20 protein-coding genes and 1 tRNA gene are annotated in these 25294 nt (G+C 32.7%); 10 read left to right on the top strand and 11 right to left on the bottom strand.

Annotated features, from left to right (window positions below; genetic code table 11):
* The first annotated feature begins 122 nt into the window (after nucleotides 1–122).
* The 3 genes from pfkA (at nucleotide 123) to GFJ94_RS04225 (ending at nucleotide 3068) form a co-directional block, all read left to right on the top strand.
* The gene (pfkA, locus tag GFJ94_RS04235) at nucleotides 123–1109 is read left to right on the top strand and encodes a 6-phosphofructokinase (protein WP_153200344.1); all 987 of its coding nucleotides are present in this window, start codon (nucleotides 123–125) and stop codon (nucleotides 1107–1109) included.
* Nucleotides 1110–1132: 23 nt separating this feature from the next.
* Nucleotides 1133–2143: a type I glyceraldehyde-3-phosphate dehydrogenase gene (gap, locus tag GFJ94_RS04230; protein ID WP_153200343.1), complete on the top strand. Its 1011-nt coding sequence runs from the start codon at nucleotides 1133–1135 to the stop codon at nucleotides 2141–2143.
* A 73-nt stretch (nucleotides 2144–2216) separates the two neighbouring features.
* Complete coding sequence (locus tag GFJ94_RS04225; RefSeq protein WP_153200342.1) at nucleotides 2217–3068, top strand: BadF/BadG/BcrA/BcrD ATPase family protein; 852 nt, start codon at nucleotides 2217–2219, stop codon at nucleotides 3066–3068.
* Nucleotides 3069–3112: 44 nt separating this feature from the next.
* Here GFJ94_RS04225 and GFJ94_RS04220 read toward each other — a convergent pair whose 3' ends face one another.
* The gene (locus GFJ94_RS04220) at nucleotides 3113–3463 is read right to left on the bottom strand and encodes a DUF2200 domain-containing protein (RefSeq protein WP_153200341.1); all 351 of its coding nucleotides are present in this window, start codon (nucleotides 3461–3463) and stop codon (nucleotides 3113–3115) included.
* Complete coding sequence (nth, locus tag GFJ94_RS04215; RefSeq protein ID WP_153200340.1) at nucleotides 3464–4111, bottom strand: endonuclease III; 648 nt, start codon at nucleotides 4109–4111, stop codon at nucleotides 3464–3466.
* A gap of 120 nt (nucleotides 4112–4231) precedes the next feature.
* Between nth and bcp the strand changes: the two genes are divergently transcribed.
* Complete coding sequence (gene bcp, locus GFJ94_RS04210) at nucleotides 4232–4684, top strand: thioredoxin-dependent thiol peroxidase (protein ID WP_153200339.1); 453 nt, start codon at nucleotides 4232–4234, stop codon at nucleotides 4682–4684.
* Between the two features lie 62 nt (nucleotides 4685–4746).
* Here the strand turns inward: bcp and GFJ94_RS04205 are convergent, their stop codons facing one another.
* From GFJ94_RS04205 to GFJ94_RS04185, 5 genes are all read right to left on the bottom strand, one after another.
* On the bottom strand, nucleotides 4747–6537 hold the full coding sequence (locus GFJ94_RS04205) for an acyl-CoA dehydrogenase family protein (protein ID WP_153200338.1): 1791 nt from the start codon (nucleotides 6535–6537) through the stop codon (nucleotides 4747–4749).
* A 135-nt stretch (nucleotides 6538–6672) separates the two neighbouring features.
* Nucleotides 6673–7857, bottom strand: a complete 1185-nt coding sequence (locus tag GFJ94_RS04200) for an acetyl-CoA C-acyltransferase (protein ID WP_153200337.1) — start codon at nucleotides 7855–7857, stop codon at nucleotides 6673–6675.
* Nucleotides 7858–7860: 3 nt separating this feature from the next.
* Entirely contained in the window at nucleotides 7861–10251 is a 2391-nt protein-coding gene (locus tag GFJ94_RS04195; RefSeq protein ID WP_153200336.1) for a 3-hydroxyacyl-CoA dehydrogenase/enoyl-CoA hydratase family protein, read from the bottom strand.
* Between the two features lie 18 nt (nucleotides 10252–10269).
* Nucleotides 10270–10710: a MarR family winged helix-turn-helix transcriptional regulator gene (locus GFJ94_RS04190; RefSeq protein WP_153200335.1), complete on the bottom strand. Its 441-nt coding sequence runs from the start codon at nucleotides 10708–10710 to the stop codon at nucleotides 10270–10272.
* A gap of 126 nt (nucleotides 10711–10836) precedes the next feature.
* Nucleotides 10837–12609 carry a long-chain fatty acid--CoA ligase gene (locus tag GFJ94_RS04185; protein ID WP_153200334.1) on the bottom strand — a complete coding sequence of 591 codons (1773 nt, stop codon included), beginning with the start codon at nucleotides 12607–12609 and terminating at the stop codon, nucleotides 10837–10839.
* 182 nt (nucleotides 12610–12791) lie between these two features.
* Between GFJ94_RS04185 and GFJ94_RS04180 the strand changes: the two genes are divergently transcribed.
* Both GFJ94_RS04180 and GFJ94_RS04175 read left to right on the top strand, forming a co-directional pair.
* On the top strand, nucleotides 12792–14711 hold the full coding sequence (locus GFJ94_RS04180; protein WP_153200333.1) for an LTA synthase family protein: 1920 nt from the start codon (nucleotides 12792–12794) through the stop codon (nucleotides 14709–14711).
* A 7-nt stretch (nucleotides 14712–14718) separates the two neighbouring features.
* Entirely contained in the window at nucleotides 14719–15291 is a 573-nt protein-coding gene (locus GFJ94_RS04175) for a dual specificity protein phosphatase family protein (RefSeq protein WP_153200332.1), read from the top strand.
* Between the two features lie 50 nt (nucleotides 15292–15341).
* Here the strand turns inward: GFJ94_RS04175 and purL are convergent, their stop codons facing one another.
* From purL to GFJ94_RS04155, 4 genes are all read right to left on the bottom strand, one after another.
* On the bottom strand, nucleotides 15342–19028 hold the full coding sequence (gene purL, locus GFJ94_RS04170) for a phosphoribosylformylglycinamidine synthase (RefSeq protein ID WP_153200331.1): 3687 nt from the start codon (nucleotides 19026–19028) through the stop codon (nucleotides 15342–15344).
* A gap of 155 nt (nucleotides 19029–19183) precedes the next feature.
* Nucleotides 19184–19885, bottom strand: a complete 702-nt coding sequence (locus GFJ94_RS04165; RefSeq protein ID WP_153200330.1) for a hypothetical protein — start codon at nucleotides 19883–19885, stop codon at nucleotides 19184–19186.
* Nucleotides 19885–20565, bottom strand: a complete 681-nt coding sequence (locus GFJ94_RS04160) for a hypothetical protein (RefSeq protein ID WP_153200329.1) — start codon at nucleotides 20563–20565, stop codon at nucleotides 19885–19887. The genes GFJ94_RS04165 and GFJ94_RS04160 overlap by 1 nt, the downstream gene beginning before the upstream one ends.
* 128 nt (nucleotides 20566–20693) lie before the next feature.
* Complete coding sequence (locus GFJ94_RS04155; RefSeq protein WP_153200328.1) at nucleotides 20694–22253, bottom strand: hypothetical protein; 1560 nt, start codon at nucleotides 22251–22253, stop codon at nucleotides 20694–20696.
* A 303-nt stretch (nucleotides 22254–22556) separates the two neighbouring features.
* Between GFJ94_RS04155 and GFJ94_RS04150 the strand changes: the two genes are divergently transcribed.
* The 4 genes from GFJ94_RS04150 to GFJ94_RS04135 all read left to right on the top strand — a co-directional run bounded on the left by GFJ94_RS04150 (nucleotide 22557) and on the right by GFJ94_RS04135 (nucleotide 25038).
* The gene (locus tag GFJ94_RS04150; protein WP_153200327.1) at nucleotides 22557–22982 is read left to right on the top strand and encodes a hotdog fold thioesterase; all 426 of its coding nucleotides are present in this window, start codon (nucleotides 22557–22559) and stop codon (nucleotides 22980–22982) included.
* Nucleotides 22982–24010 (top strand): isochorismate synthase, encoded by a 1029-nt coding sequence (locus GFJ94_RS04145; RefSeq protein WP_153200326.1) that lies wholly within the window; start codon nucleotides 22982–22984, stop codon nucleotides 24008–24010. Before GFJ94_RS04150 ends, GFJ94_RS04145 begins: the two co-directional genes overlap by 1 nt.
* Before the next feature lie 161 nt (nucleotides 24011–24171).
* Nucleotides 24172–24888 carry a bacillithiol biosynthesis deacetylase BshB1 gene (gene bshB1 / locus GFJ94_RS04140; RefSeq protein WP_153200325.1) on the top strand — a complete coding sequence of 239 codons (717 nt, stop codon included), beginning with the start codon at nucleotides 24172–24174 and terminating at the stop codon, nucleotides 24886–24888.
* A gap of 74 nt (nucleotides 24889–24962) precedes the next feature.
* Nucleotides 24963–25038 (top strand) — tRNA-His (locus GFJ94_RS04135).
* The last annotated feature ends 256 nt before the right edge of the window (nucleotides 25039–25294 follow it).

Genomic DNA, 25294 nt, shown 5'->3' with positions numbered 1-25294 from the left:
AGCAATAAAAACAAAAAGTTATTAACGAAAACGTTTGATTTTGCAGGTATTATTAAATACTAAGCAAAAAAAGGCGTTTTTTTATTTTTCGTTTTATAATTTTACATAAACAATCAAATAATATGTCAGCAAAGATTAAAAGAGTTGGTGTTTTAACTTCTGGAGGAGATTCTCCTGGAATGAATGCTGCAATTCGTGCAGTAGTAAGAGCATGTGCTTATTATAATGTAGAGTGTGTAGGTATTTATAGAGGCTACCAAGGCATGATTGAAGGAGATTTTAAAGAAATGGGGCCAAGAGATGTAAAAAATATCATTAATAAAGGTGGTACTATTTTAAAATCAGCTCGATCAGCCGATTTTAGAACAAAAGAAGGAAGGCAAAAAGCGTATGAAAATTTAGTAGCGGCAGGAATTGATTCATTTGTTGTAATAGGTGGTGATGGCTCTTTTACAGGAGCTGAAATTTTTAATGAAGAATATAAATTTCCAGTTATAGGAATACCAGGAACTATAGATAATGATATTTATGGTACAAGTCACACCTTAGGATATGACACTGCTCTAAATACTGTTATTGATGCAATTGATAAAATTAGAGATACTGCAAATTCGCACAATCGATTATTTTTTGTTGAAGTAATGGGTAGAGATGCTGGGCATATTGCTTTAAATGCAGGAATTGGGGCAGGGGCTGAAGAAATAATAATTCCAGAAGAAGCTTTTGGGTTAGATCGTTTGGTTGAATCCTTAAAAAGAAGTAAAGAATCAGGTAAAACTTCAAGTATTGTTGTAGTCTCTGAAGGTGATAAAATAGGTAAAAACGTATTCGAGTTAAAAGATTATATAGAAGAAAATATGCCAGAATATGATGTTAGAGTTTCAGTTCTAGGTCATATGCAACGTGGTGGTTCACCATCATGTTTTGATCGTGTATTAGCATCAAGATTAGGAGTAAAAGCTATAGAAACGTTACTGGAAGGAAAATCGAATTTAATGGTAGGATTATATCAAGATAAAGTAATTTTAACTCCATTAGATCAAGCAATTAAAGGACAAAGCGAAATCGATATGGAACTAGTTAAAGTTTCAGATATTGTTTCATCATAAACACAAATAAAATCAAGAAAAAAATGTCAAAAGTAAAATTAGGAATTAACGGATTTGGAAGAATTGGAAGAATTGTTTTTAGAGAAACTTTTAATAGAGATAATGTAGAAGTAGTTGCTATTAACGATTTATTAGATGTTGATCATTTAGCATATTTACTTAAATATGATTCTGTTCACGGAAGATTTAATGGTACAGTAGAAGTTAAAGAAGGAAAATTATACGTTAACGATAAATTTATTAGGGTTACAGCTGAAAGAGATCCAAAATTAATCCAATGGGATGATGCTTCAGTTGATGTAGATGTGGTAGCAGAATGTACAGGTTTCTTTACTACAATTGAAACAGCTAGTGCCCATATTGATGGAGGAGCAAAAAAAGTAGTTATATCAGCTCCATCAGCTGATGCACCAATGTTTGTTATGGGAGTTAACCATGAAAAAGCTACAGCAGCAGATAAAGTTGTGTCTAACGCTTCATGTACTACAAACTGTTTAGCTCCATTAGCTAAAGTAATTAATGATAATTTTGGTATTGTTGAAGGTTTAATGACAACTGTTCATGCTACTACTTCTACACAAATGACTTGTGACGGACCTTCACGTAAAGACTGGAGAGGTGGACGTGCAGCTTCTTGTAATATTATACCATCTTCAACTGGTGCTGCAAAAGCTGTTGGACAAGTTATTCCAGAACTTAATGGTAAATTAACTGGAATGTCTATGCGAGTTCCAACTGTTGATGTTTCTGTTGTTGATTTAACTTTTAAAACGGCAAAAGAAACGTCTTATGAAGAAATTATGAAAGTGCTTAAATTAGCTTCTGAAACATCTATGAAAGGTATTTTAGGATACACAGAAGATTTAGTTGTTTCTCAAGATTTTATTTCTGATTCTAGAACTTCAATTGTTGATGCTAAAGCTGGAATTGGTTTAAATTCATCTTTCTTTAAAGTTGTATCTTGGTATGATAATGAATATGGTTATTCAAGTAAATTAATCGACTTATCAGTACACGTAGCTGGTTTAAAATAATATGTATATATTAAAAAATCCCGTGACATCTTATGTATACGGGATTTTTGTTACCTAACAAAATCAAAACCCAATGAAATTACTAGTTGACAGTGGATCTACCAAAGCCGATTGGATTGCAATTGATGATTCAGGAAAAGTACTATTCACAACACAAACTTTAGGTTTAAATCCAGAAGTTTTAGATAAAGAAGAAATCATCAATCGTTTAGAAGATAAATTTGATATTTCTCACAACAAAGACAAAGCCGCACATTTATTCTTTTATGGAGCAGGTTGTGGAACTGATAGAATGAAAAATTTTCTTTCAGAAGTTTTTCAAAATTATTTTAAAAATGCAGTAATTGTAGTTCATGAAGACACCTTTGCAGCAGTATATGCCACTACACCTAAAGACGAAGAAGCAATTGTTTGTATTTTAGGAACAGGCTCAAATTGTAGTTATTTTGATGGTAAAGTTTTACATCAAAAAGTACAATCATTAGGTTATATTGCAATGGATGACGGTTCTGGAAACCGATTTGGAAGACACTTGTTAAGAAAATACTATTTTAATTCTATGCCTGAAGATTTGGCTAAAGAATTTCAAGAAGAATATAATGTTGATGCAGATTATATTAAGCATAACTTATACAAAGAAGCTAATCCAAATGCGTACTTAGCTACTTTAGCAAAATTTATAATCAAACATAAAGAACATCCATATTGTAAAAAGATTATAAAAAATGAACTTAAAAAATTCACCAAAAATTACATCATGCAATATGAAAATTGTAAAGAAGTACCAGTGCATTTTATCGGCTCAATTGCATTTTATTTAAAAGATGAATTGTCAGAAATTCTTAATAAATATGATATTAAAATTGGAAACGTATTAAGAAGACCTATTGATGGATTAATTGCTTATCATGTTTTAAATAAATAACTATTATAAAAACTCATTTCAACTATTTTTGAAATGAGTTTTTTTTATTTTCTTAAAATCTTTTCCATGGTTTTTCCTTTGGCTAATTCGTCAATTAACTTATCTAAATAACGCACTTTTTTCATTAATTGGCCTTCAATTTCTTCAATGCGATAGCCACAAATAACACCAGTAATTTTTGAAACGTTTTCGTTTAATTTAGGTGCTTGCTCAAAAAAGGTTTCAAAGTCAACTTTAGTATCAATTTGGTGTTGTAAGCTTTCAATTGTGTAACCTGTTAACCAACAAATAATTTCATCGACTTCTGCTTTTGTACGATTTTTTCTCTCTACTTTGTTTATGTAATGAGGATAAACACCAGCAAAGATCATATGATTTATACTTCTTGCTGCCATTTATTTTTTAAGTTCATTAATAACACTTTTTCTCCCAATCGTCTTCGTAATAATATCTTTTTCTAAATTCCAACTACGAGCCGGAGAGTATTCACGTCCGTACCAAATGATCTGCAAGTGTAGTTCATTCCAACATGCTTCTGGGAAAATACGTTTGGCATCTTTTTCTGTTTGTTGTACGTTTTTACCATTAGTTAATCCCCATCGATACATTAATCTATGAATGTGTGTATCTACTGGAAAAGCAGGAACTCCAAACGCTTGACTCATCACCACACTCGCTGTTTTATGTCCTACTGCTGGTAAAGACTCTAAAGCTTCAAAACTTTGAGGCACTTCGCCATTGTATTTGTCAATTAAAATTTCTGATAAACCATGAATTCCCTTTGATTTCATAGGCGATAAGCCACACGGGCGAATAATTTCCTTAATTTCTTCCACTGTCATTTTTACCATATCATACGGATTATCTGCTTTTGCGAACAAAATTGGAGTAATTTGATTCACGCGAACATCCGTACATTGTGCCGAAAGCAACACAGCGATTAGTAAAGTATAAGGATCTTTATGGTCTAAAGGAATTGGAATTTCAGGATATAATTCATTTAACGTATTTATAACAAATGTTACCTTCTCGCTTTTGGTCATTTTTAACTAAATTTGATTCGTAAAGTTATAAAGTAAAAGCGCAATATCAAAATTCAATTTTATTGATGAGTTCTTTCCCTTTTAACCTTATAAACTGATAACCTTTTAAACCATAAATAAATGACAACATTAAAAACAGGAGATAAAGCACCTAATTTTTCAGGTTTTGACCAAAGTGGAACTTCACATAAATTAGCCGATTATAAAGGAAAAAAATTAGTAGTTTTCTTTTATCCAAAAGCAAGTACACCAGGTTGTACTACAGAAGCTTGTGATTTGAGAGATAATTACGCTCGTTTTCAGGCTAATAATTACGCTTTGTTAGGCGTGAGTGCGGATAGTGCAAAAGCACAAGCGAAGTTTATAGAAAAATATGATTTGCCTTTTCCTTTGTTAGCTGATGAAGATAAATCGGTTATTCAAGCGTTTGGTGTTTGGGGACCAAAGAAATTTATGGGAAGAGAATATGATGGTATTCACCGAACCACTTTTGTAATTGATGAAAACGGAATTATTGAAGAAGTAATTTCGGATGTAAAAACGAAAGCCCATGCTGCTCAGATTTTAAAATAATAAAAAACCATTCGCCTAAACGAATGGTTTTTTTAAACAAACTAAACCAATTAATTGCTGTATTAAAAAGCGTATTTATTTTCGCTAATAATTTTTGCAGCAATTTTTTCACGAAGACCAATTACATTTGGCATATTCGTATATTTTGTAAAACGTTTTAATCCCATTAACAGCATACGTTGTTCGTCGCCTTCAGCAAAAGAAACAATTCCTTCTTTTCCTTTTTGGTTCACGATATCTACGGCATGATATAAGTATAATTTTGCCATAGCAATTTGCTCCTGAACTTTGTCTTCGCCTTCTTTTTTAGCTAATTTTTCAGTTCTAAGAATTGTACTTTCAGCCATATAGATTTCGATTAAGATATCTGAAGCCGCCATTAACAATTGTTGGTGTGATTCTAATTCTGGGCCGTATTTTTGAACTGCAGCACCTGCAACCATTAAGAATACTTTTTTCAATTTGGCAATCATTTCTTTTTCTTCAGCAAATAATTCTGAATAATCTGGAATGCCGAAAGAAGGAATTCCCATTAATTCTTCAGCCACAGCCATTGCCGGACCTAATAAATCGACGTGACCTTTCATCGCTTTTTTTACTAACATTCCAACAGATAACATTCTGTTGATTTCATTAGTTCCTTCGTAAATTCTGGCAATACGAGCATCTCTCCAAGCACTTTCCATTGGTGCATCTTCAGAGAATCCCATTCCACCAAAAATTTGAATTCCTTCATCTGTACACGCTTGAACATCTTCAGAAACTGCTACTTTTAAAATGGAACATTCGATTGCGAATTCTTCAACCCCTTTTAATTCAGCTTCTTGGTGTGAATTTCCTTCACTAACTCTAATATTGATTCTGTTTTCAATATCTGATGCAGCTCTGTAAGTAGCACTTTCTCCTGCATAAGCATTTGTTGCCATTTCAGCAATTTTAGCTTGAATTGCTCCAAAACTTGAAATTGGAACGTTAAATTGAAGTCTTTCATTAGCATAATTTACACCTGTAGATATGGTTCTACGTTGTGCTTCTAAACAAGCTGCTGCTAATTTAATACGACCAACATTTAAAGCATTCATCGCAATTTTGAAACCTTCGCCACGACCTGCCAACATATTTTCTACAGGAACTTTTGTTTCGTTAAAGAAAACTTGACGCGTAGAAGAGGAGCGAATTCCTAATTTGTGCTCTTCATCACCCATTGAAATTCCGTTTGAAGGATCATTTTCAACGATGAAACCTGTTATGTTTTTATCGTCTTCAATACGAGCGAAAACAATCATTACGTTACAAAAACCAGCATTTGAAATCCACATTTTTCCACCAGTGATTTTATAATGTGTTCCATCTTCTGAAAGAACGGCTTTTGTTTTTCCTGAATTTGCATCAGAACCTGCGCCTGGTTCAGTTAAACAATAAGCTCCAAACCATTCGCCAGAAGCTAATTTTGGTACATATTTTTGTTTTTGTTCTTCTGTTCCGTATAAAGTAATTGGCATCGTTCCAATTCCAGTGTGTGCTCCAAAAGCTGTTGAAAACGAACCAGTTGCTCCTGAAATATAATCACAAACTAAAACGGTGTTTACGAATCCCATTTCCATTCCGCCATAAGCAGCAGGAACGGCAACACTTAAGTAACCTAATTCTCCAGCCTTACGCATGATGTCTTCGGTTAAAGCGTAATCTTTCTTTTCGAAGCGTTCTTTGTTTGGCCAAATTTCTTTGTCTACGAATTCGATTACGGAATCACGCATCATAACTTGTTCTTCATTGAAGTCTTCTGGAGTGAAGATGTCTTCGCATTTTGTTTCTTTTACAAGGAATTGTCCTCCTCTGATGATATCTGACATAACTTTTATTTTTTAGAGAAAAGAAAATTTTAATTTCTTTTCATTATTGGTTAATTATTTTTTGGAACACAGATTGAAGAAATGAATAAAATTTTAAAATTTCTCTAATTTTTCTAATCTGTGTTCCTTGTTTTTTTATTTCAAGAATTCAAATACTCCAGCTGCACCTTGACCTGTTCCAACACACATTGAAACGATTCCGTATTTGCTGTTTCTCAGGCGCATTTCGTCAAACAATTGAACTGATAGTTTAGCACCAGTACAACCTAGTGGGTGACCTAAAGCAATGGCTCCACCATTCACGTTTACGATTTCAGGATTTAAACCTAATTCTCTGACAACAGCTAAAGATTGTGCTGCGAAAGCTTCGTTTAACTCAATTAAATCGATTTGGTCTTGTTTTAATCCCGCTTGTTTTAATGCTTTTGGAATTGCAGTAACTGGACCAATTCCCATAATTCTTGGTTCTACACCTGAAGCAGCATAGCTTACCATTCTTGCGATTGGTTCTAGGTTTAATTCTTTAACCATTTCTTCGCTCATGATTAAAACGAAAGCTGCACCATCACTCATTTGTGAAGAGTTTCCAGCGGTAACCGAACCATCAGCAGCGAATACTGGTCGTAATCCTGCTAAAGCTTCTACCGAAGTTCCAGCTCTTGGACCTTCGTCTTTATTTACTACATAAGATTTGGTTTCTTTTTTACCGTTTTCATTAATAAACGTTTGTTCAACCGTGATAGGCGCAATCTGTTTGTCGAATTTCCCTTCTGCTTGCGCTTTCAACGCTTTCATGTGTGATTGATAAGCAAACTCATCTTGGTCAGCACGAGAAACATTGAATTGTTTTGCAACTGCTTCAGCTGTTAAACCCATTCCCCAGTAATAATCTTCGTGACCTGCAGCGGCAACTTTGTAGTCTGGTGTTGGTTTGTAACCTCCCATTGGAATATAACTCATACTTTCAGCTCCACCAGCAATAATACAATCTGCCATTCCTGATTGAATTTTAGCGGTTGCCATTGCAATAGTTTCTACTCCAGAAGCACAATATCTGTTTACAGTAACTCCAGGAACATCTGTGATTTTTAATCCCATTAATGAAATTAAACGCCCAACGTTTAAACCTTGTTCTGCTTCTGGCATGGCGTTTCCTACCATGACATCATCAATACGTGTTTTGTCGAAATCAGGCAACTCTTTCATCATGTGTTCGATGGTTTCTGCTGCTAATTCATCAGGTCTTTTGAATCGGAATAAACCTTTTGGAGCTTTTCCAACTGCTGTTCTAAATCCTTTTACTATATATGCTGTTCTCATTTCTTAGTTTCTTAATGGTTTCCCTTTGGTTAACATGTACTGAATTCTTTCTAAAGATTTTCTTTCTCCAGTTAATGATAAAAATGCTTCTCTTTCTAAATCCAATAAATATTGTTCAGAAACTAAAGTTGCTTCTGATAAATCGCCACCAGCCATAACATAAGCCAGTTTGTTTGCAATTTTCTTATCGTGTTCAGAAATGTATTTACCCGCTTCCATTTGGTCAGTTCCTACTAAGAACATACCTAAAGCTTGTTTACCTAATACTTTGATATCTTTTCTTCTTACTGGTTGTGTGTAACCTTGCTCTGCCATTTGTAATGCTACTTGTTTAGCTGTTGCAATTTGGCGGTCTTTGTTTACGACAACAATATCTCTTCCTTTTTGTAAAACTCCGGTATCAAAGCCTTCGTAAGCTGAAGTAGCTACTTTTGCCATTCCTACAGTTAAGAAATATTCTTGAAGCACATTTAACTCAACATCATTTTTACGGAATAAATCAGATGCTCTTAAAGCCATTTCTTTAGAACCACCACCACCAGGAATTACTCCAACACCAAATTCTACTAATCCGATGTAGGTTTCTGCTGCGGCAACCGCTCTATCTGCGTGCATAGTTAATTCGCAACCACCACCTAATGTCATTCCGTGTGGAGCTGCGATAACTGGAATAGCTGAATAACGACAACGCATCATTGTGTCTTGGAACATTTTGATTGCCATGTTTAATTCGTCATATTCTTGCTCAACAGCCATCATGAAAATCATTCCTAAATTGGCTCCAACAGAGAAATTAGCGCCTTGATTTCCAATTACTAAACCATTGTAATCTTTTTCAGCAATGTCAATAGCTTTGTTAATTCCTTGTAAAACACCAGCGCCAATAGAATTCATTTTAGATGTAAATTCTAAATTGATGATTCCATCACCTAAATCGGTAATGATTGCATCGCTGTTGTTCCATATTTTTTTGCTTTCGCGAATGTTATTTAAGATAATGAAAGCATCCTGACCAGGAACTTTCTCCACTTTTTTGTTGGTGATAGAGTAGAAGTGCGTTGCTCCATCTTTAATAGAATAGAAAGTAGTGTTTCCAGAAGCTAACATATCCGTTACCCAAGAAGCAGGTTGATAACCTTCCGCTTTCATTAATTCGATTCCTTTTTCAACTCCGATAGCATCCCAAATTTCGAATGGGCCGTTTTCCCAACCGAAACCAGCTTTCATAGCATCGTCGATTTTGTAGAACGCGTCTGTGATTTCAGGAATTCTGTTTGAACAGTATTGGAACATAGAAGCAAAGTTTTTTCTGTAAAAATCGCCTGCTTTGTCTTTTCCAGTCACTAAAATTTTGAATCTATCGATTGGTTTTTCAATCGTTTTGGTTAACTCTAAAGTAGCGAATGATGCTTTTTTATTGGCTCTATATTCTAATGTATCTAAATCTAAGGTTAGGATGTCTTTACCTTCTTTTTTGTAGAAACCTTGTCCAGTTTTGCTTCCTAACCATTTGTTTTCCATCATTTTGTTAACAAATTCAGGAAGTTTGAATAATTCATGCGCTTCGTCGTTTGGACAATTTTCATAAATTCCATTAGCCACATGAACTAAAGTATCTAAACCAACTACATCAACCGTTCTAAAAGTAGCTGATTTTGGACGACCAATAACTGGTCCCGTTAATTTATCCACTTCTTCAACGGTTAAGCCCATTTCTTTTACTTGGTGAAATAAGCTTTGAATTCCGAAGATTCCAATTCTATTTCCGATAAAAGCTGGAGTATCTTTTGCTACAACTGAAGTTTTTCCTAAGAATTTTTCACCATAACCATTCAAGAAATCTAATACTTCATTAGAGGTTTTTGGACCTGGAATGATTTCAAATAATTTTAAGTAACGTGCTGGATTGAAAAAGTGCGTTCCACAGAAATGTTGTTGAAAATCGTCGCTTCTTCCTTCGCTCATGAATTGAATTGGAATACCAGACGTATTTGATGTTACTAAAGTTCCTGGTTTTCTGTATTTGTCAACTTGTTCGAAAACAATTTTCTTGATGTCTAAACGTTCTACAACCACTTCGATAACCCAATCGGCAGTTGCAATTTTTGACATATCATCTGTAGTGTTACCTGTTGTAATTCTTGATGCAAAACTTGGATGATAAATAGGAGAAGGTTTTGATTTTAAAGCGTTAGCTAAATGATCATTCACTAATCGGTTTCTAACGGCTTTACTCTCTAAAGTCAATCCTTTTTTCTGTTCGGCTTCGGTTAGTTCGTTTGGCGCGATGTCTAATAATAAGACTTCTACACCAATATTAGCAAAATGGCAAGCGATACCACTTCCCATAATTCCGGAACCAATAACAGCAACTTTTTTAATATTACGTTTCATGTTTATAGGTTTGTTGTTTTATTTGTCGTTATAGATTTTTTTGTCTGCAATCAATTCGTTGATGATTTCGGCAACTTCCATAAAGTGTTGTAATTTTTCTTCACTAATATGTTGCTTTACGGTTTCATTAAAACGAAGTACGGTTTCTTTCGAAAGTTCTCTTTTTTCTTTTCCTTCTTTAGTTAATTGAATAATTACGCCTCTTCCGTCAGTTGGATTTTTTTTACGAGTAATTAATCCTCTTTCTTCCATTGACTTTAGCGTTCTAGTTAAGCTTGTTGCTTCCATACCCATTTTTGGACCTAATGTTGTAGAAGGAGAACCTTTTTCTCTATCGATACTTAAAAGAGCAAATCCAGTAGCCATTGTGGCACTGTATTTTGCAGCTTCTTCGTTGTACATCCTGGCAACTGCTTGCCAAGTTGCTCTGAGTATATAGTCTATTGTTTTATCTTTCATAGAATTACTATCTAAACTTTTTCAAATATAAAAAAAAATACTATGCATGCATAGTATTTTTGACATTTTTTTTTAAATTTAACATTTTAAAATAGCAAAACCCACGAAATGTGGGTTTTAGCATTTCTATCCGTAAATTTTTTGATATAAGTCGTTATATTTTTCTTTAATGATTTTTCGTTTTAATTTCATAGTAGGAGTAAGATGTCCATCAACGATAGACCAAACATCTGGAGTAAGCTCGAAACGTTTTACTTTTTCCCAATTACCAAATTTCTCATTAGCAACATCAATTTCTTCTTGGATTCTATCAATGACCATTTTACTATTACATAATTCCTCATTAGTAGCAAAACTAGCATTGTTATTACGAGTTGCCCATTCTCTAACAAATTCAAAATTAGGTTGAATGAAAGCGGCTGGCATTTTTTCGCCATCACCAATAACCATGATTTGTTCAATAAATCTAGATTGTTTGAAAGTGTTCTCTAAAATTTGAGGTGCTACGTATTTTCCACCTGAAGTTTTGAACATTTCTTTTTTACGATCGGTAATTTTTAGGAAACCATCTGAATCAATTTCACCGATATCACCTGTATGGAAGTAACCATCTTTTAATACTTCAGCAGTTTGAGTTTCATCTTTGTAGTATCCCATCATTACATTTGGACCTTTACATAAGATTTCTCCATCTTCAGCTATTTTAACTTCAACTCCGTCTAATACTTTTCCAACAGATCCTACTCTGAAACCACCATTTCTCATATCGTTTACAGAAATTACAGGAGAAGTTTCAGTTAAACCATAACCTTCCATAACTGGAATATTAGCAGCGCAGAAAACTTTTGTTAATCTACTTTGTAACGCAGCACTTCCTGAAACTAGTAATTCTAATTCGCCACCTAAACCTTCTTGCCATTTAGAGAATATTAATTTTCGAGCAATTTTAAGTTTAAATTCGTAAAAAGCACCGTTTTGTTTATAAGGTTTGTAGTCCATGCCTAAATTTAATGCCCAGAAGAAAAGTGCTTTTTTGATTCCAGTTAGATCGGCACCTTTAGCATAAATTTTATCGTACACTTTTTCTAATAAACGAGGAACAACCGACATTACATGTGGTTTTACTTCTTTTAAGTTGTCCGAAATTTTCTCTATACTTTCGGCGAAATAGATCGATATACCATAATATTGGTACAAATACGTTAGCATTCTTTCGAAGATATGACAAATAGGTAAGAAACTTAAAGCTCTTGTATCTCCAGCTCTCAATGGAACTCTTGGAGCACTCATTAAAACATCGGAAACAATATTTTGATGCGTTAACATTACACCTTTTGGTCTTCCTGTAGTTCCAGAAGTATAAATAATAGTAGCTAAATCTGTAGTTAAGACTTGATTTTTTCTATCTTCAACAACATCTTGATTTGCTGCATCAGCACCCAGTTCTATTATTTCTTTCCAACTTTTGCATCCAGCAATATCATTATAAGAATAGACTTCTTTTAATGAAGGAACATTAGCTTTAATACTTTGCAATTTTTCATACACTTCATCATCAGAAACAAAAACATACTGCGATTCTGAGTGATTTAAAATATATTCATAATCTTCGGCTGAAATTGTTGGATACATAGGAACTGTTTGTGCTCCTGTTTGTAAAACTCCAATATCTGTAATGTGCCATTCCGTTCTATTATTAGACGAAATGATAGCAATTTTATCATTTTTATTTACGCCTAATCGAAGCAAACCTCTAGAAATGGCGTTGGCTTTGTCTAAATATTCTTGAGTAGATGTTTTAATCCATTCTCCGTCATATTTAGTAACTAAAGCATCTTTTAAATTATACTTTTCTAATTGATAGTAAGGAAAGTCGAATAAGCGTGTAATATTGTTCATAATTCGCAATTATTAATTGATGCAAATTAAGAAAATATAATTAATTAAGCAATTTTTTATTGATATGATAATGATATCGTATTAACTTATTGATTTGTAATTTATTATGCATGCATAACAATTATTTGTATCCAATTTATTATTTGTAAATTTGCAATATCTTACCTTAGTTTAATTAATATATGAAGAATTTTTTCCGAATAGAAGAATACAAGACATTACTTTACAGAATTCTTTTAGTATACTTTTTTTATTTTATAGCTCGAGTTTTGTTTCTAATTTACAACTTCAGTCTTTTAAAAGTTACTAGTATTTCTGAGTTTTTTAATTTAGTATACCAAGGTTTGGCATTTGATACTACGGCTATTTTGTATATCAATGCTTTGTTTATCTTATTTTCTATTTTACCTTTTTGGAAAAATACAAAACCAGGATATCAAAAATTTATATTTTATCTTTATTTTATTACCAATTTAATAGCTTATGCTACAAATTTCATTGATTTTATTTATTATAAATTTATATACGCAAGAACAACTATTGCTGTTTTAGATTCTTTAAAAGATGAAAATAATCTGGGAAGTATGTTTTTTAGATTTTTAGTGAGCTATTGGCATGTTTTTGCATTGTTTTTCTTTACATCTTGCTTATGGATTTATTTGTACAAAAAAGTTAGAGTACAACATAAAGAAATTCAATATTCTAAAATTAAATATTTTACTTTTTCTAAAATAGGTGTTGTTTTAATTCTTTTGTTAATGGTAGGTGGAATTAGAGGAGATTTCAAAAAGAGTACAAGACCATTAAACATGATTGACGCAAACAGAAATGTTACAAAAGTTGAGCATGCTGATGTCATTTTAAATACTCCTTTTGCTATCATTAGAACATTAGGAAAAACAAGTTTTAAAGAGACTAATTTTAATATTTCTGATGAAATTGTAAATCAATATATAAAACCTATTAAGGTTTATACTACAAAAGAAAATTCACAGCCTAATATCGTTTTGTTTATTACAGAAAGTTATGGAAGAGAATATTGGGGAGCTTTTAATGAAGAAAAGCAAATTCCTAATTATGTAAGTTATACACCATTTCTTGATGGGCTAGCCAAGAAAAGTTTGATTTTTACTGATGTTTATGCAAATGGTAGTAAATCTATTCATGGAATGTCTTCTGTATTAGCAGGAATTCCATCATTTAAAGATGCATACACATCTTCACCATATGCAAAACAAAAAGTAGAATCTTTAGTTTCAATTTTAAAAAGTCAAGGTTACGATACTTCTTTCTTTCATGGAGCGCCTAATGGTTCTATGGGTTTTCAAGGATTTGGTAATATTTTAGGATTTGATCATTATTATGGTAAAACAGAATATAACAACGATAATAATTTTGATGGTGTTTGGGGAATTTGGGATGAACCATTTTTTCAATTCATGAAACAAACTATGGATAAAAAGAAAGGTCCTTTTTTCAGTACCATTTTTACGGTTTCTTCTCATGAACCATACATTGTTCCTAAGAAATATGAAAATAAGTTTCCAAAAGGAGATTTACCTATTCATCAATGTGTTGGTTATACCGATATGGCATTTGAAAAATTCTTTGAGGAAGCTAAAAAAGAACCTTGGTTTGAAAACACTATTTTTATTATTACTGCAGACCATTGTAATCAAACATTTTATCCAGAATATAAAAAAGTGGTGAATCGTTCTGCTATTCCATTATTAATTTATTATCCAAAAAAGAATTTAATAGGTAAAAGAACAGATATTGTACAGCACATAGATATTTATCCAACAATATTAGATATGATCGGATATAATAAACCTTTCAGAAGTTGGGGTAGAAGTTTAGTTAGTAATACAAATGAAACACCATATGTAATTAATTATTTTTCTAATCAATATCAATTTCAAAGTGGAAATTATATTTGTACATTTGATGGAAAGAAAGCTACAGGTTTTTACGATATTTCAGATAAAGGTTTGGAAAAAAATTTAATTAGTAAAAGAAATTCAGAAATGAATACTTTAGAATTAAAATGCAAAGCATTTTTACAAGATTATTTTAATAGAATCGTTAATAAAAAATTATAATTACAAAATGAAAAAAAGAATTGGAATATTATTATTTTTCGTAGTATTAGTTGGGGTTGGTGCCTATGTGTTTCAAATGCATATCAATCATAATTTCGAAACGATTTCTGATGGAAAAGTATATAAATCTGGGGTTATACCTCCAAATGAAATTGAAAATTATGTTAAAAAATATAAAATTAAAAGTATAGTAGATTTACGTTTTCCTGGTACAGAAGATAAAATTAATAATCCTGAAGTTCCTGAGGAATTAAAATCTGAACGAGCTGCAGTCGCTAAGATTAAAGGTGTAAATTACTTTAATAACGGATCAAAGCAAGTTCCAGAAAAACATAATTTAGATTATTTTTTTAAGATTATGGATAATCCAGATAATTATCCGGTACTTATTCATTGTTATCATGGTGTGGGAAGAGCCGAAATGTATTCTGCTATTTACAGAATTGAATATGAAAATATGGATAAAGAGCAAGCAAGAAAAAAAACAAGATGGATTACGAAATGGAGTCCTTTTGATATAGGTAAACCTAAAGGAGATTTTCTTAATTCCTATATTAGTAGAAATGATTCTATTAAATAAGTATAAAAAAACAGCCTTCTTAAGAAGGCTGTTTTTTTATACTTATTATTTTATTTTTTATTTTCAATCCATTTTCTAGCATTTACAAACGCTTCTAGCCATGGAGAAACTTCGTCTTTTTGTCCGCGTTCTGGATAATGTGCCCAGTTCCAAGGGAAAGTTGAACGCTCAATGTGTGGCATCATTACTAAGTGTCTTCCAGTTGTATCGCACATCATAGCTGTGTTGAAATCAGAACCATTTGGATTTGCTGGATAACCTTCGTAAGCATATTTAGCTACAATGTTATATTTTTCTTCTGAATATGGTAATTTGAATTTTCCTTCTCCGTGCGAAATCCATACTCCTAAAGTTGTTCCTTCTAACGTTGATAACATCACTGAATTATTCTTTTGAACCGTTACCGAAGTAAAGCCACTTTCGTGTTTGTTTGAAGTATTGTGATGCATTTTTCCATGAACTTCGTGTTCTGGATTAATCAATTCTAATTCCATAAGTAACTGACAACCATTACAAATCCCGACTGAAAGTGTGTCTTCTCTTTTGAAGAAGTTTTTCAACGCTGTATTGGCTTTTTCGTTGTATAAAAACGCTCCAGCCCAACCTTTTGCCGAACCTAAAACATCCGAATTCGAAAATCCTCCAACTGCTCCAATGAATTGAATGTCTTCCAAAGTTTCTCTTCCCGAAATTAAATCGGTCATGTGAACATCTTTTACATCAAAACCGGCTAAGAACATAGCATTTGCCATTTCACGTTCCGAGTTACTTCCTTTTTCGCGAATGATTGCTGCTTTTGGCTTCTCGACTACGCTCGAAATGACAGGTAATTTACCAGTAAAATGCGATGGGAAAGTAAATTGTAATTTCTGATTTTTATAATTATCAAAACGTGCCTGAGCCATTCCATTTTTAGATTGTTTCGAATCTAATAAGAAAGACGTTTTGTACCAAGTATCTCTTAAAGTTGAAATACTAAATGTTAAACTATCTTCACCATTAATAACGGTAAACGCATCACCATCTGTAGCTGAACCAATTTTGAAAATCTCGATATTATGTTGTGCGAAAGTTACTTCCACTTCAGCATTCGCTTGGAAAACAACTCCGATATTCTCATTAAATAAGGCTTTAACCGTATCTTTTTCACCTAAAGAAGTCAAGTCGATTAAGGCTCCTAATTTATCATCTGCAAAACACATTTCTAATAAAGTCGTGATTAAACCACCGCTTCCAATATCATGTCCTGCTTTAATTTTTCTGTCTTTGATTAAATCTTGTAAAACGTTGAATGCTTTTTTGAAGAATTCTGAATTTTGAATCGTTGGAACGTCATTTCCAATTTTATTCAAAACTTGAGCGAATGAACTTCCACCTAATTTAAACGAATCTTGCGATAAGTTGATGTAGTAAATGTTGCCACCGTTTCTTTGTAAAACAGGTTCAACGACTTTAGTAATATTTGAACAATTTCCAGCTGCTGAAATAATAACCGTTCCTGGTGCAATTACTTCATCATTTGGATATTTTTGCTTCATTGAAAGCGAATCTTTTCCTGTTGGAATATTGATTCCCAATTCAATAGCAAAATCCGAACAACCTTTCACTGCTTCATATAAACGAGCGTCTTCTCCTTCATTTTTACAAGCCCACATCCAGTTAGCTGATAAGGAAACCGATTTCATTCCTTCTTTTAATGGTGCCCAAACTAAATTTGATAAAGCTTCACCAATCGCAGTTCTTGAGCCCGCAACTGGATTAACTAAAGCCGAAATAGGTGAGTGCCCAATCGATGTAGCAATTCCTTCTTTTCCTTTGAAATCCAATGCCATTACACCGACATTGTTTAAAGGTAATTGTAATGGTCCAACACATTGCTGTTTTGCAACGCGTCCGCCTACACAACGGTCAACTTTGTTTGTTAACCAATCTTTACAAGCTACTGCTTCCAATTGTAAAACTTGACTTAAGTAGCTTCCTATATTTTCTTTTGAATATTCTAAATCTGAATAGTTGGTGGCAACGGTTTTATCCGTCATAATCGTTTTTGGCGAACTTCCGAAGAAATCTTCTAAAGCATAATCCATTGGTTTTACACCAGTCGATTTTGATTCAAAAGTAAATCTATGGTCGTTAGTTACGTCACCCACTTGATACATTGGGGAACGCTCTCTATCGGCAATTCGTTGTAATGTTTCAATGTCCTTTTCACCAATAACTAATCCCATTCTTTCTTGCGATTCGTTTCCGATGATTTCTTTAGCTGAAAGTGTTGGGTCACCAACAGGTAATTTATCTAAATCGATTAATCCTCCTGTTTCTTCTACTAATTCCGATAAACAATTCAAATGTCCGCCTGCTCCATGATCGTGAATCGAAACAATTGGATTGTTATCACTTTCTACCAAACCACGAATAGCATTAGCAGCACGTTTTTGCATTTCTGGATTCGAACGTTGGATAGCATTTAATTCAATTCCTGAACCAAAAGCACCTGTGTCTGCAGAAGAAACCGCAGCACCGCCCATTCCAATTCTATAATTTTCTCCACCTAAAATAACGATTTTATCGCCAGCCGTAGGTTTCTTTTTAATCGCTTGATCTAATTTTCCGTATCCAATTCCACCTGCTTGCATGATTACTTTATCGTAACCAATTTTACGATTGTTTTCTTCGTGCTCGAAAGTTAAAATAGAACCTGTAATTAAAGGTTGTCCAAATTTATTTCCAAAATCAGAAGCACCGTTCGAAGCTTTAATTAAAATATCCATTGGTGTTTGGTACAACCAAGGTCTTTCTGCCATTCCGTTTTCCCATGGACGTTTGTCATCTTGAGCGGAGTCGAAAGGTGCTAAACGAGAGTAAGAAGTCATGTAAACTGCAGTTCCTGCTAAGGGTAACGAACCTTGTCCTCCCGCTAAACGGTCACGAATTTCTCCTCCTGAACCGGTTGCAGCTCCGTTGAATGGCTCAACTGTGGTTGGGAAGTTGTGTGTTTCTGCTTTTAGAGAAAGTACAGAATCAAATTCTTTTTCTTGGTAGAAATCAGGTTTGTCAGCACTTTTTGGAGCAAATTGCGTTACTTTCGGTCCTTTAACAAAAGCTACGTTATCTTTATAAGCTGAAACTATATCGTTTGGATTGGTTTCTGATGTTTTCTTAATTAATTTGAATAAAGAAGTTGGTTTTTCTTCGCCATCTATAACAAATGTTCCGTTGAAAATTTTGTGACGGCAGTGTTCTGAATTCGCTTGAGAGAAAGCAAAAATTTCAGAATCGGTTAACTTTCTTCCTAATTTAGTGGATAGATTATTTAGATATTCCACTTCTTCTGGACTCAATGCTAAACCTTCTGATTTATTATACCCATCAATATCTTCAATATTCAAAATTGGTTCTGGTTGGATATTAATCGTATAAATGTCTTGATTTAATTCCGAATACTTTTGCGAAAGCATTGGGTCGAAATCGTTAAAATCAGCAGCTACTTTTTCAAATTCCTCGATACGAATGATGCCAGAAATCCCCATGTTTTGAGTAATTTCTACCGCATTTGTACTCCAAGGCGTAACCATAGCGGCACGAGGTCCAACAAAAAAATCCGACAATACGGATTTTTCTATTTTATGTGCATTGCCAAAAAGCCAATTTAATTTGTTGATGTCTTCAGTCGATAAGTCGTTTTGCGTTTGTACCGCAAAAACGGTGTTGGATTGGTTTCCGAAGAAATGAATCATTGTAGTTATGTTTTAATGAACAAGTCAAGACTTGTTTGAATGTTTTGTGTTGTTGTTTGAAAGTGCAAATTTATTGCAAAAAGTTAGAAGTTCAAAGTTTTAAGAGTTTTTAAAAATAAAAAAAGCTGTTCTTTTTGAACAGCTGTAAGATTTTATTATTTAAGTCTTGTAACACCTATATTAATAAATTTTGCATCTAATGGAGTTCCGTTATTATTTAATACATACCTAATTTTGATAATATCACCTGTATTTGCTGTTATTCCCGTTGATCCACTAAAACCAAATTCATCTGTAGTGATGTTGTTAACGATTCCTCTTGCTAAATAATTATATAAAACACCATTTACATAAACAGCAATAATATGCTTAATATTTCCTGGAGGTAAATTTGATGTTGACAATCCTGAAACAATTGAATAAACTCCAGTTTTTAATATTTGAATGGTACCGTCGCCAATAACACTAAAAGTAGTAGGGTCTGTTTGAATGATGCTACTTGCATTTATAGGTATATCAAAATATGTATTATTGGAAGTAGCTAATACATTATTACCAGGTGTAAATTCTTTATTTAATAATATAATGTCATTATTTACATAAAACATACTTTTCCATCCTATATTTGTTTTTACATACATAGCATCTTCGGTTGTATTATATATCATAGAACCGTCTAAAGGAGAGGGGATTGCATTCATTTGTGCCGTACTCATTCTTGGCGGAACAAACGTTTTGGCGTTACTTTCTAATTCAAGTAAAGAACTACTATTAGGAGTTATGGTTCCAATTGCAACTTGCGCATGATTTTTTATTGAAGAAATCAATAAAATTAACAACACTAATATCTTTTTCATTATTTAAGTTTAGTAATATTATAGGATATAAGGGCAATATTTTTATTTACATTATTTTCATTTAAAAAATATCTTAAATCAAATACATCATTTATAGAGGCATTAATTATTATAATGCCATTTCCTCCCCAAAAATCAGTTGAAGGCATTGTGAAACTTGTGTTTGAAAGTATTCCACAAGGAATTCCATTTTTATATAATTTAAGATAAAATTTTCGGTTACCACTAGCTAAATTACTTGTGCTTATAGTGGCAGAAAACACATATATTCCTGATTTTAAAATAGTGATATTACCATCACTATTAACCGAATATACAGATGATTCATTTTCAATGATATGAGAAGCATTTAATGGTATTTGGAATTCACTTACTAAAGATGTTGGAAAAATCCCAGTACTTCTTCTTAAAAGTAAAGTAGGAGTTCTATTACTTATAAATTCAATCCAATTTCCATTAATATATACGAAAGGTGTTTCTAAAGTTGTATTGAATACAAAGGAACCTTCAAGAGGAGAACTTATTAAGTTCATTTCTGTAGTGGTAACTCGTGGGGGAACAAAAGTTTTATTGGTACTTTCAAGTTGTAATAAAGCATCATCGTCTATAAAAGTAGTACCAATACCTACTTGTGAATATGAAGTTGCAAAAAAACAAAAAAACAAAACAAATAATTTCATTAAAATATTTTTTGAAATATTTAAAACTATTAGAAAAAAAATTTTAAAATATTAAATATCAGATAGTTTGATTTTGCAAAATTATGTAATTATTTTGATTTATTTTATTTTATTGAAAATTTTAATATTTAATTAAATGTTGTCCAATTGTAAGCACCAATATCTGTAGTTCCAATTCTTGGATTGTTTAAAATATCATTGAACGTTGAATAAGAGTTGTCAGCCACGCCTTTTGCAGCAGAATCTTCTCCAATAATTAATTCATTATTTCTAGCGTCTTTAAAATCTGGATTATTAACAGTTGAATTGGTAGCAATTAAGCAAGTATCATAAAGCGTAGCATTAGAAAAATCATAGAGCGGATTATTCGTAAATTGATTACTAAAATCAGCAAATTTGATTAAGCAATGGTCAAAATTGTAAACAAAAGTCGTTCCTTCTTTTTTCAGGTTAATGGCTAAATTACTAGAAGAATGAATAATACAATTTTTGAAATTCGCTTTGGTAAGTGCATAAATCGCATTTCCATCATAATCGTCTAATAAAACTGCTGTATGTGTTGGACTTGGCCAATAATTTGCAAAGGTACAATGTGTAAATTCATAATTTCCGCCAAAACTTCCTGCAAAAGAAGCTTGACCGCAATTATTGATAACCATGTTTCTTCCTTCAATGTTACCGGTACGAGCTAAAAGTCCAACATTAGCACAATTATAAATTTGAGTGTTTTCGATATCTAAAGTTGGAGTAGGAGTTCCATCGTTTCCAGTAACTAAAAGCCCAACTGTAGCATTTTTGATAGTTAGATTTTTGATTTGATTGTTTGTACTACCTTGTGTGAGCCAAATCGTTCCCCATTGACCTGGAACTTCTGCAAAATCGGGTTCTAAACGATCGCCTTCAAAGATGACTTCATTTTCTAAAGCTGCGGTTGTTGAACTTGTCCCATTCACATGAATCGAAGCATTATTAGCAACGATTAACCCCGATTCTGCATGAAAGTGAATTCTTGCTCCAGCATCTACAACAAGAGTTTTGTTTGAAGGAACAGCCGCATAACCATAAATGACATAAGGTTTGGTATTGGTCCAATGTAATTCGTTTCCATTGATTGGATTCGTTTCTTCCAAAAATCTACCACGAATCGTAATAGGATTTCCGTCTCCATCAACACCTAAGTTTAGTTCATCATAAGTATAGGATTCATCAGGATTTTGAACTCTTCCAGGATAAATAAAATAAGCATCTTGAATTAGAGTAACCAATTCCACTTTTTGGTGATTTGGATTAGATTCATCACCAAATAAAATTTTATCAGTATAGAGAAAATCAGTAGGATTTGCATCGGCAACTTCGGCAGTAACGGAAACAAAAATGTACATACTATCTTTTGCCAAGATTTCTACATTTTCAAATACTTGACCTGCCATTCCATCTACCATTAAACGGTATTTTGATGCTGTTCCTTCTTTTAATCTAAGTGATGGAATTGAAATGTTTTTATCACTTCGGTTATATACTTTTAAGGTGTAAGTACTTGAACCAATGTCAGTAAAAACAGTATCTAAATAAACGGTGTCTTTAGAAAATTCCAAACCACCAGTTCTTGATTCAAAATCAAAATCGTTTCGGCATGAAGTTAATGAAACGGCAAAACCTATAAGTAATAAAAGTAATAAACGACGCATGTAGTGTTAATTTTGGTAAATGTAATTATTAATTTAAATTTTTGAAAATAAACTTTTCGTTTTAACCACATAGAAACATAGATAACCTTTTTGACTGAGTTCATTTTAGTTCAAATATTGAATAGCATAGCGCTATGTTTCCTAATGTTAAGTTTGAAGGCCTTTAAATTCAATTTTAGGACTATGTATCTATGTGGTAATTATTTTGTTTTAGTCAATTTTAGTTACGTACAAATATTTATAAAACGTTAAATAACATGAAATATTCTATTCGGAATGCTTAATTTTACAAAAAATAAAGTTATGATGTTTGATAGAGAAAAAATGCTGCAATTGTGTAACGATTGGAGCAAAAATACTTTAATGAATACCTTAGAAATAGTTTACACCGATGCAGGTGAAGATTTCCTAACCGCTACAATGCCTGTTAATCCAAGAGTGCATCAACCTATGGGATTATTGCATGGAGGAGCAACAGTAGCTTTAGCAGAAAGTGTTGGAAGTGCAGCTTCAATAATGTTTATTAATCCAGAAAAACAAGAAATTCGTGGCATTGAAATTTCGGCAAATCATTTGAAAAGCAAACGAGAAGGAATTGTTACAGCTACTGCTAAAATTGTTCATAAAGGAGCAAGTATACATTTGTGGGAAATTAGAATTGTTGATGAACAAGGAAAATTGATTTCGCTTTGTAAATTGACAAATATGATACTTTCAAGAAGACAATAATGCAAGTTTTCGAAGAAATACAAGCTTTATTATTGCAACATAAAACGTTTGTGTGTTATGTAAAACCAAATGAAATAGTTTGGAATTTACTTTCACAAGAAAATGATGGAATTATTGAATTTTCAGGTCAAGCCGGATTTGTATTTATACCTTTTCATGAAGGAAAACAAATCGTAATTCCGTTTGAAGGGAATAAGTTCTCGCAAGGAAATCTTGAAAAATTGGAGCAAAAATCAGCTGAAAATTTCACTACTCAAACGAATCAAAAATCAGCTTTTGAAGATTTAGTTTCCAAAGGAATTTCCACTATTCAAAATGATGAATTTGATAAAGTAGTTTTGTCTCGTAAAATAGTTTTAAATGAGCAAATTTCAATTATAGAAACGTTTCAGAACTTGATTTCGACGTATCCAACGGCTTTTCGCTATTTGTTTTTTCATCCCAAAATTGGTTTATGGATGGGAGCAACGCCTGAACAATTTGTGAAAATCAATCAAAATCACTTTGAAACTGTTGCTTTGGCGGGAACGCAATTGTATTCAGAAAATGTAATTTGGGCAACCAAAGAAATAGAAGAACAGCAATTTGTAACGGATTATATTGTATCTAAAGTAAAAGATAAAGTAAATAACCTTATTGTTTCTGATATTAAAACAGTTAAAGCTGGAAATTTAGTACATTTAAAATCGTTTATTTCAGGAGAATTAACTGCTGATTTTCAGGCGAATGCTTTAATAAAAACCTTACATCCAACTCCAGCAGTTTGTGGTTTACCCAAAGAAAATGCCATCGATTTTATTCTGAAAAATGAAGGATATAATCGAAAATATTATGCTGGTTTTTTAGGCGAATACAATAAAGACAATCAAACCGATTTATTTGTAAATTTACGCTGTTTAGAACTAGAAAATGATGTGGTAAATATTTACGTAGGTTGTGGCATCACAAAAGACAGCAACCCTGAAAAGGAATTCATTGAAACCGAGAATAAATCCATGACAATGCGAAATGTTTTAGTTTCAAAATAAAATGTAAACACATAGGCACATAGAAAAATTTGAAAGGCATTGTATTTTAAATAGTTTGCATAGAAATGCTATGCTATGCAGACTATGTTAAGTGAAACGACTAAAATAAACACAAAGAAAATCTATGATTCTATGTGTTTAAAAAATATAAAAGTTTAAAAATGAAATTAGACATATTAGCTTTTGGAGCGCATCCAGATGATGTAGAATTAGGTTGTAGTGGCACCATTGCCAAAGAAGTTAGCCTTGGTATGAAAGTCGGGATTATCGATTTAACTCGTGGCGAACTTGGCACTCGTGGTTCGGTTGAAATTCGTAATTCGGAATCGGCAAAAGCTTCTGAAATTTTAGGTGTTTCTGTTCGTAAAAATTTAGATATGCGTGATGGTTTCTTCGTAAACGATGAAGCACATCAAACAAAAGTAATTGAAATGATTCGTAAATACCGTCCTGAAATCGTGTTGTGTAATGCAATTGCTGATAGACATATAGATCACGGAAAAGGAAGTAAATTGGTTAGTGATGCTTGTTTTTTATCAGGTTTGGTTAAAATTGAAACCGAATTAAACGGAGAAAAACAACAAGCTTGGCGACCAAAAGTAGTCTACCATTACATTCAATGGCAAAACATCGAACCTGATTTTGTGGTTGATATTTCAGGATTTATGGATAAAAAAATGGAATCAGTGTTGGCGTACGGTTCACAATTTTATGATCCAAACTCCAAAGAGCCAGTTACGCCAATTACTTCAAAAACATTTTTAGATAGTGTAAAATATCGTGCTGAAGACCTTGGAAGGCTAATTGGAGTAGAATATGCTGAAGGTTTTACTGTAGAAAGATATTTGGCAGTCAATAGCTTAGGAGATTTAAAGTAAAATAGTCGTAAAAAAGTAAAAAAAATCTTTGCAAGATAGAAGTAAACCCCTATATTTGCACTCGCAAAACAAATGGTGATTGTAGCTCAGTTGGTTAGAGCGTCGGATTGTGGTTCCGAAGGTCGCGGGTTCGAGACCCGTCTTTCACCCTTAACATTGGAAAGCTTCGAGGGAACTCGAAGCTTTTTTTATTATTAATCTCAAATTAATAACATGTATTTTTTAAATTAATAATATAATTTAAAACTTGTCTTTATTCAGGCTCTGAAGAATGCAGACTAAATAGGGCCTGTAAATTAAATTTTGGTGTATAAAAAAATCCCACATTTCTGTAGGATTTAATTTGGTGGGCGATGAGGGGTTCGAACCCCCGACCCCCTCGGTGTAAACGAGGTGCTCTGAACCA

The organism is Flavobacterium sp. LMO8 (assembly GCF_009495755.1).
Classification (GTDB): Bacteria; Bacteroidota; Bacteroidia; order Flavobacteriales; family Flavobacteriaceae; genus Flavobacterium.
The sequence above is the reverse complement of the archived record's forward strand: the minus strand, read 5'-3'. Positions and strand labels throughout refer to the sequence as shown.

Bases quoted from the DNA above. Each gene is read 5' to 3' on its own strand.
- pfkA (WP_153200344.1), top strand. From the start codon at position 123: ATGTCAGCAAAGATTAAAAGAGTTGGTGTTTTAACTTCTGGAGGAGAT.
- gap (WP_153200343.1), top strand. From the start codon at position 1,133: ATGTCAAAAGTAAAATTAGGAATTAACGGATTTGGAAGAATTGGAAGA.
- GFJ94_RS04225 (WP_153200342.1), top strand. From the start codon at position 2,217: ATGAAATTACTAGTTGACAGTGGATCTACCAAAGCCGATTGGATTGCA.
- GFJ94_RS04220 (WP_153200341.1), bottom strand. From the start codon at position 3,463: ATGGCAGCAAGAAGTATAAATCATATGATCTTTGCTGGTGTTTATCCT.
- nth (WP_153200340.1), bottom strand. From the start codon at position 4,111: ATGACCAAAAGCGAGAAGGTAACATTTGTTATAAATACGTTAAATGAA.
- bcp (WP_153200339.1), top strand. From the start codon at position 4,232: ATGACAACATTAAAAACAGGAGATAAAGCACCTAATTTTTCAGGTTTT.
- GFJ94_RS04205 (WP_153200338.1), bottom strand. From the start codon at position 6,537: ATGTCAGATATCATCAGAGGAGGACAATTCCTTGTAAAAGAAACAAAA.
- GFJ94_RS04200 (WP_153200337.1), bottom strand. From the start codon at position 7,857: ATGAGAACAGCATATATAGTAAAAGGATTTAGAACAGCAGTTGGAAAA.
- GFJ94_RS04195 (WP_153200336.1), bottom strand. From the start codon at position 10,251: ATGAAACGTAATATTAAAAAAGTTGCTGTTATTGGTTCCGGAATTATG.
- GFJ94_RS04190 (WP_153200335.1), bottom strand. From the start codon at position 10,710: ATGAAAGATAAAACAATAGACTATATACTCAGAGCAACTTGGCAAGCA.
- GFJ94_RS04185 (WP_153200334.1), bottom strand. From the start codon at position 12,609: ATGAACAATATTACACGCTTATTCGACTTTCCTTACTATCAATTAGAA.
- GFJ94_RS04180 (WP_153200333.1), top strand. From the start codon at position 12,792: ATGAAGAATTTTTTCCGAATAGAAGAATACAAGACATTACTTTACAGA.
- GFJ94_RS04175 (WP_153200332.1), top strand. From the start codon at position 14,719: ATGAAAAAAAGAATTGGAATATTATTATTTTTCGTAGTATTAGTTGGG.
- purL (WP_153200331.1), bottom strand. From the start codon at position 19,028: ATGATTCATTTCTTCGGAAACCAATCCAACACCGTTTTTGCGGTACAA.
- GFJ94_RS04165 (WP_153200330.1), bottom strand. From the start codon at position 19,885: ATGAAAAAGATATTAGTGTTGTTAATTTTATTGATTTCTTCAATAAAA.
- GFJ94_RS04160 (WP_153200329.1), bottom strand. From the start codon at position 20,565: ATGAAATTATTTGTTTTGTTTTTTTGTTTTTTTGCAACTTCATATTCA.
- GFJ94_RS04155 (WP_153200328.1), bottom strand. From the start codon at position 22,253: ATGCGTCGTTTATTACTTTTATTACTTATAGGTTTTGCCGTTTCATTA.
- GFJ94_RS04150 (WP_153200327.1), top strand. From the start codon at position 22,557: ATGATGTTTGATAGAGAAAAAATGCTGCAATTGTGTAACGATTGGAGC.
- GFJ94_RS04145 (WP_153200326.1), top strand. From the start codon at position 22,982: ATGCAAGTTTTCGAAGAAATACAAGCTTTATTATTGCAACATAAAACG.
- bshB1 (WP_153200325.1), top strand. From the start codon at position 24,172: ATGAAATTAGACATATTAGCTTTTGGAGCGCATCCAGATGATGTAGAA.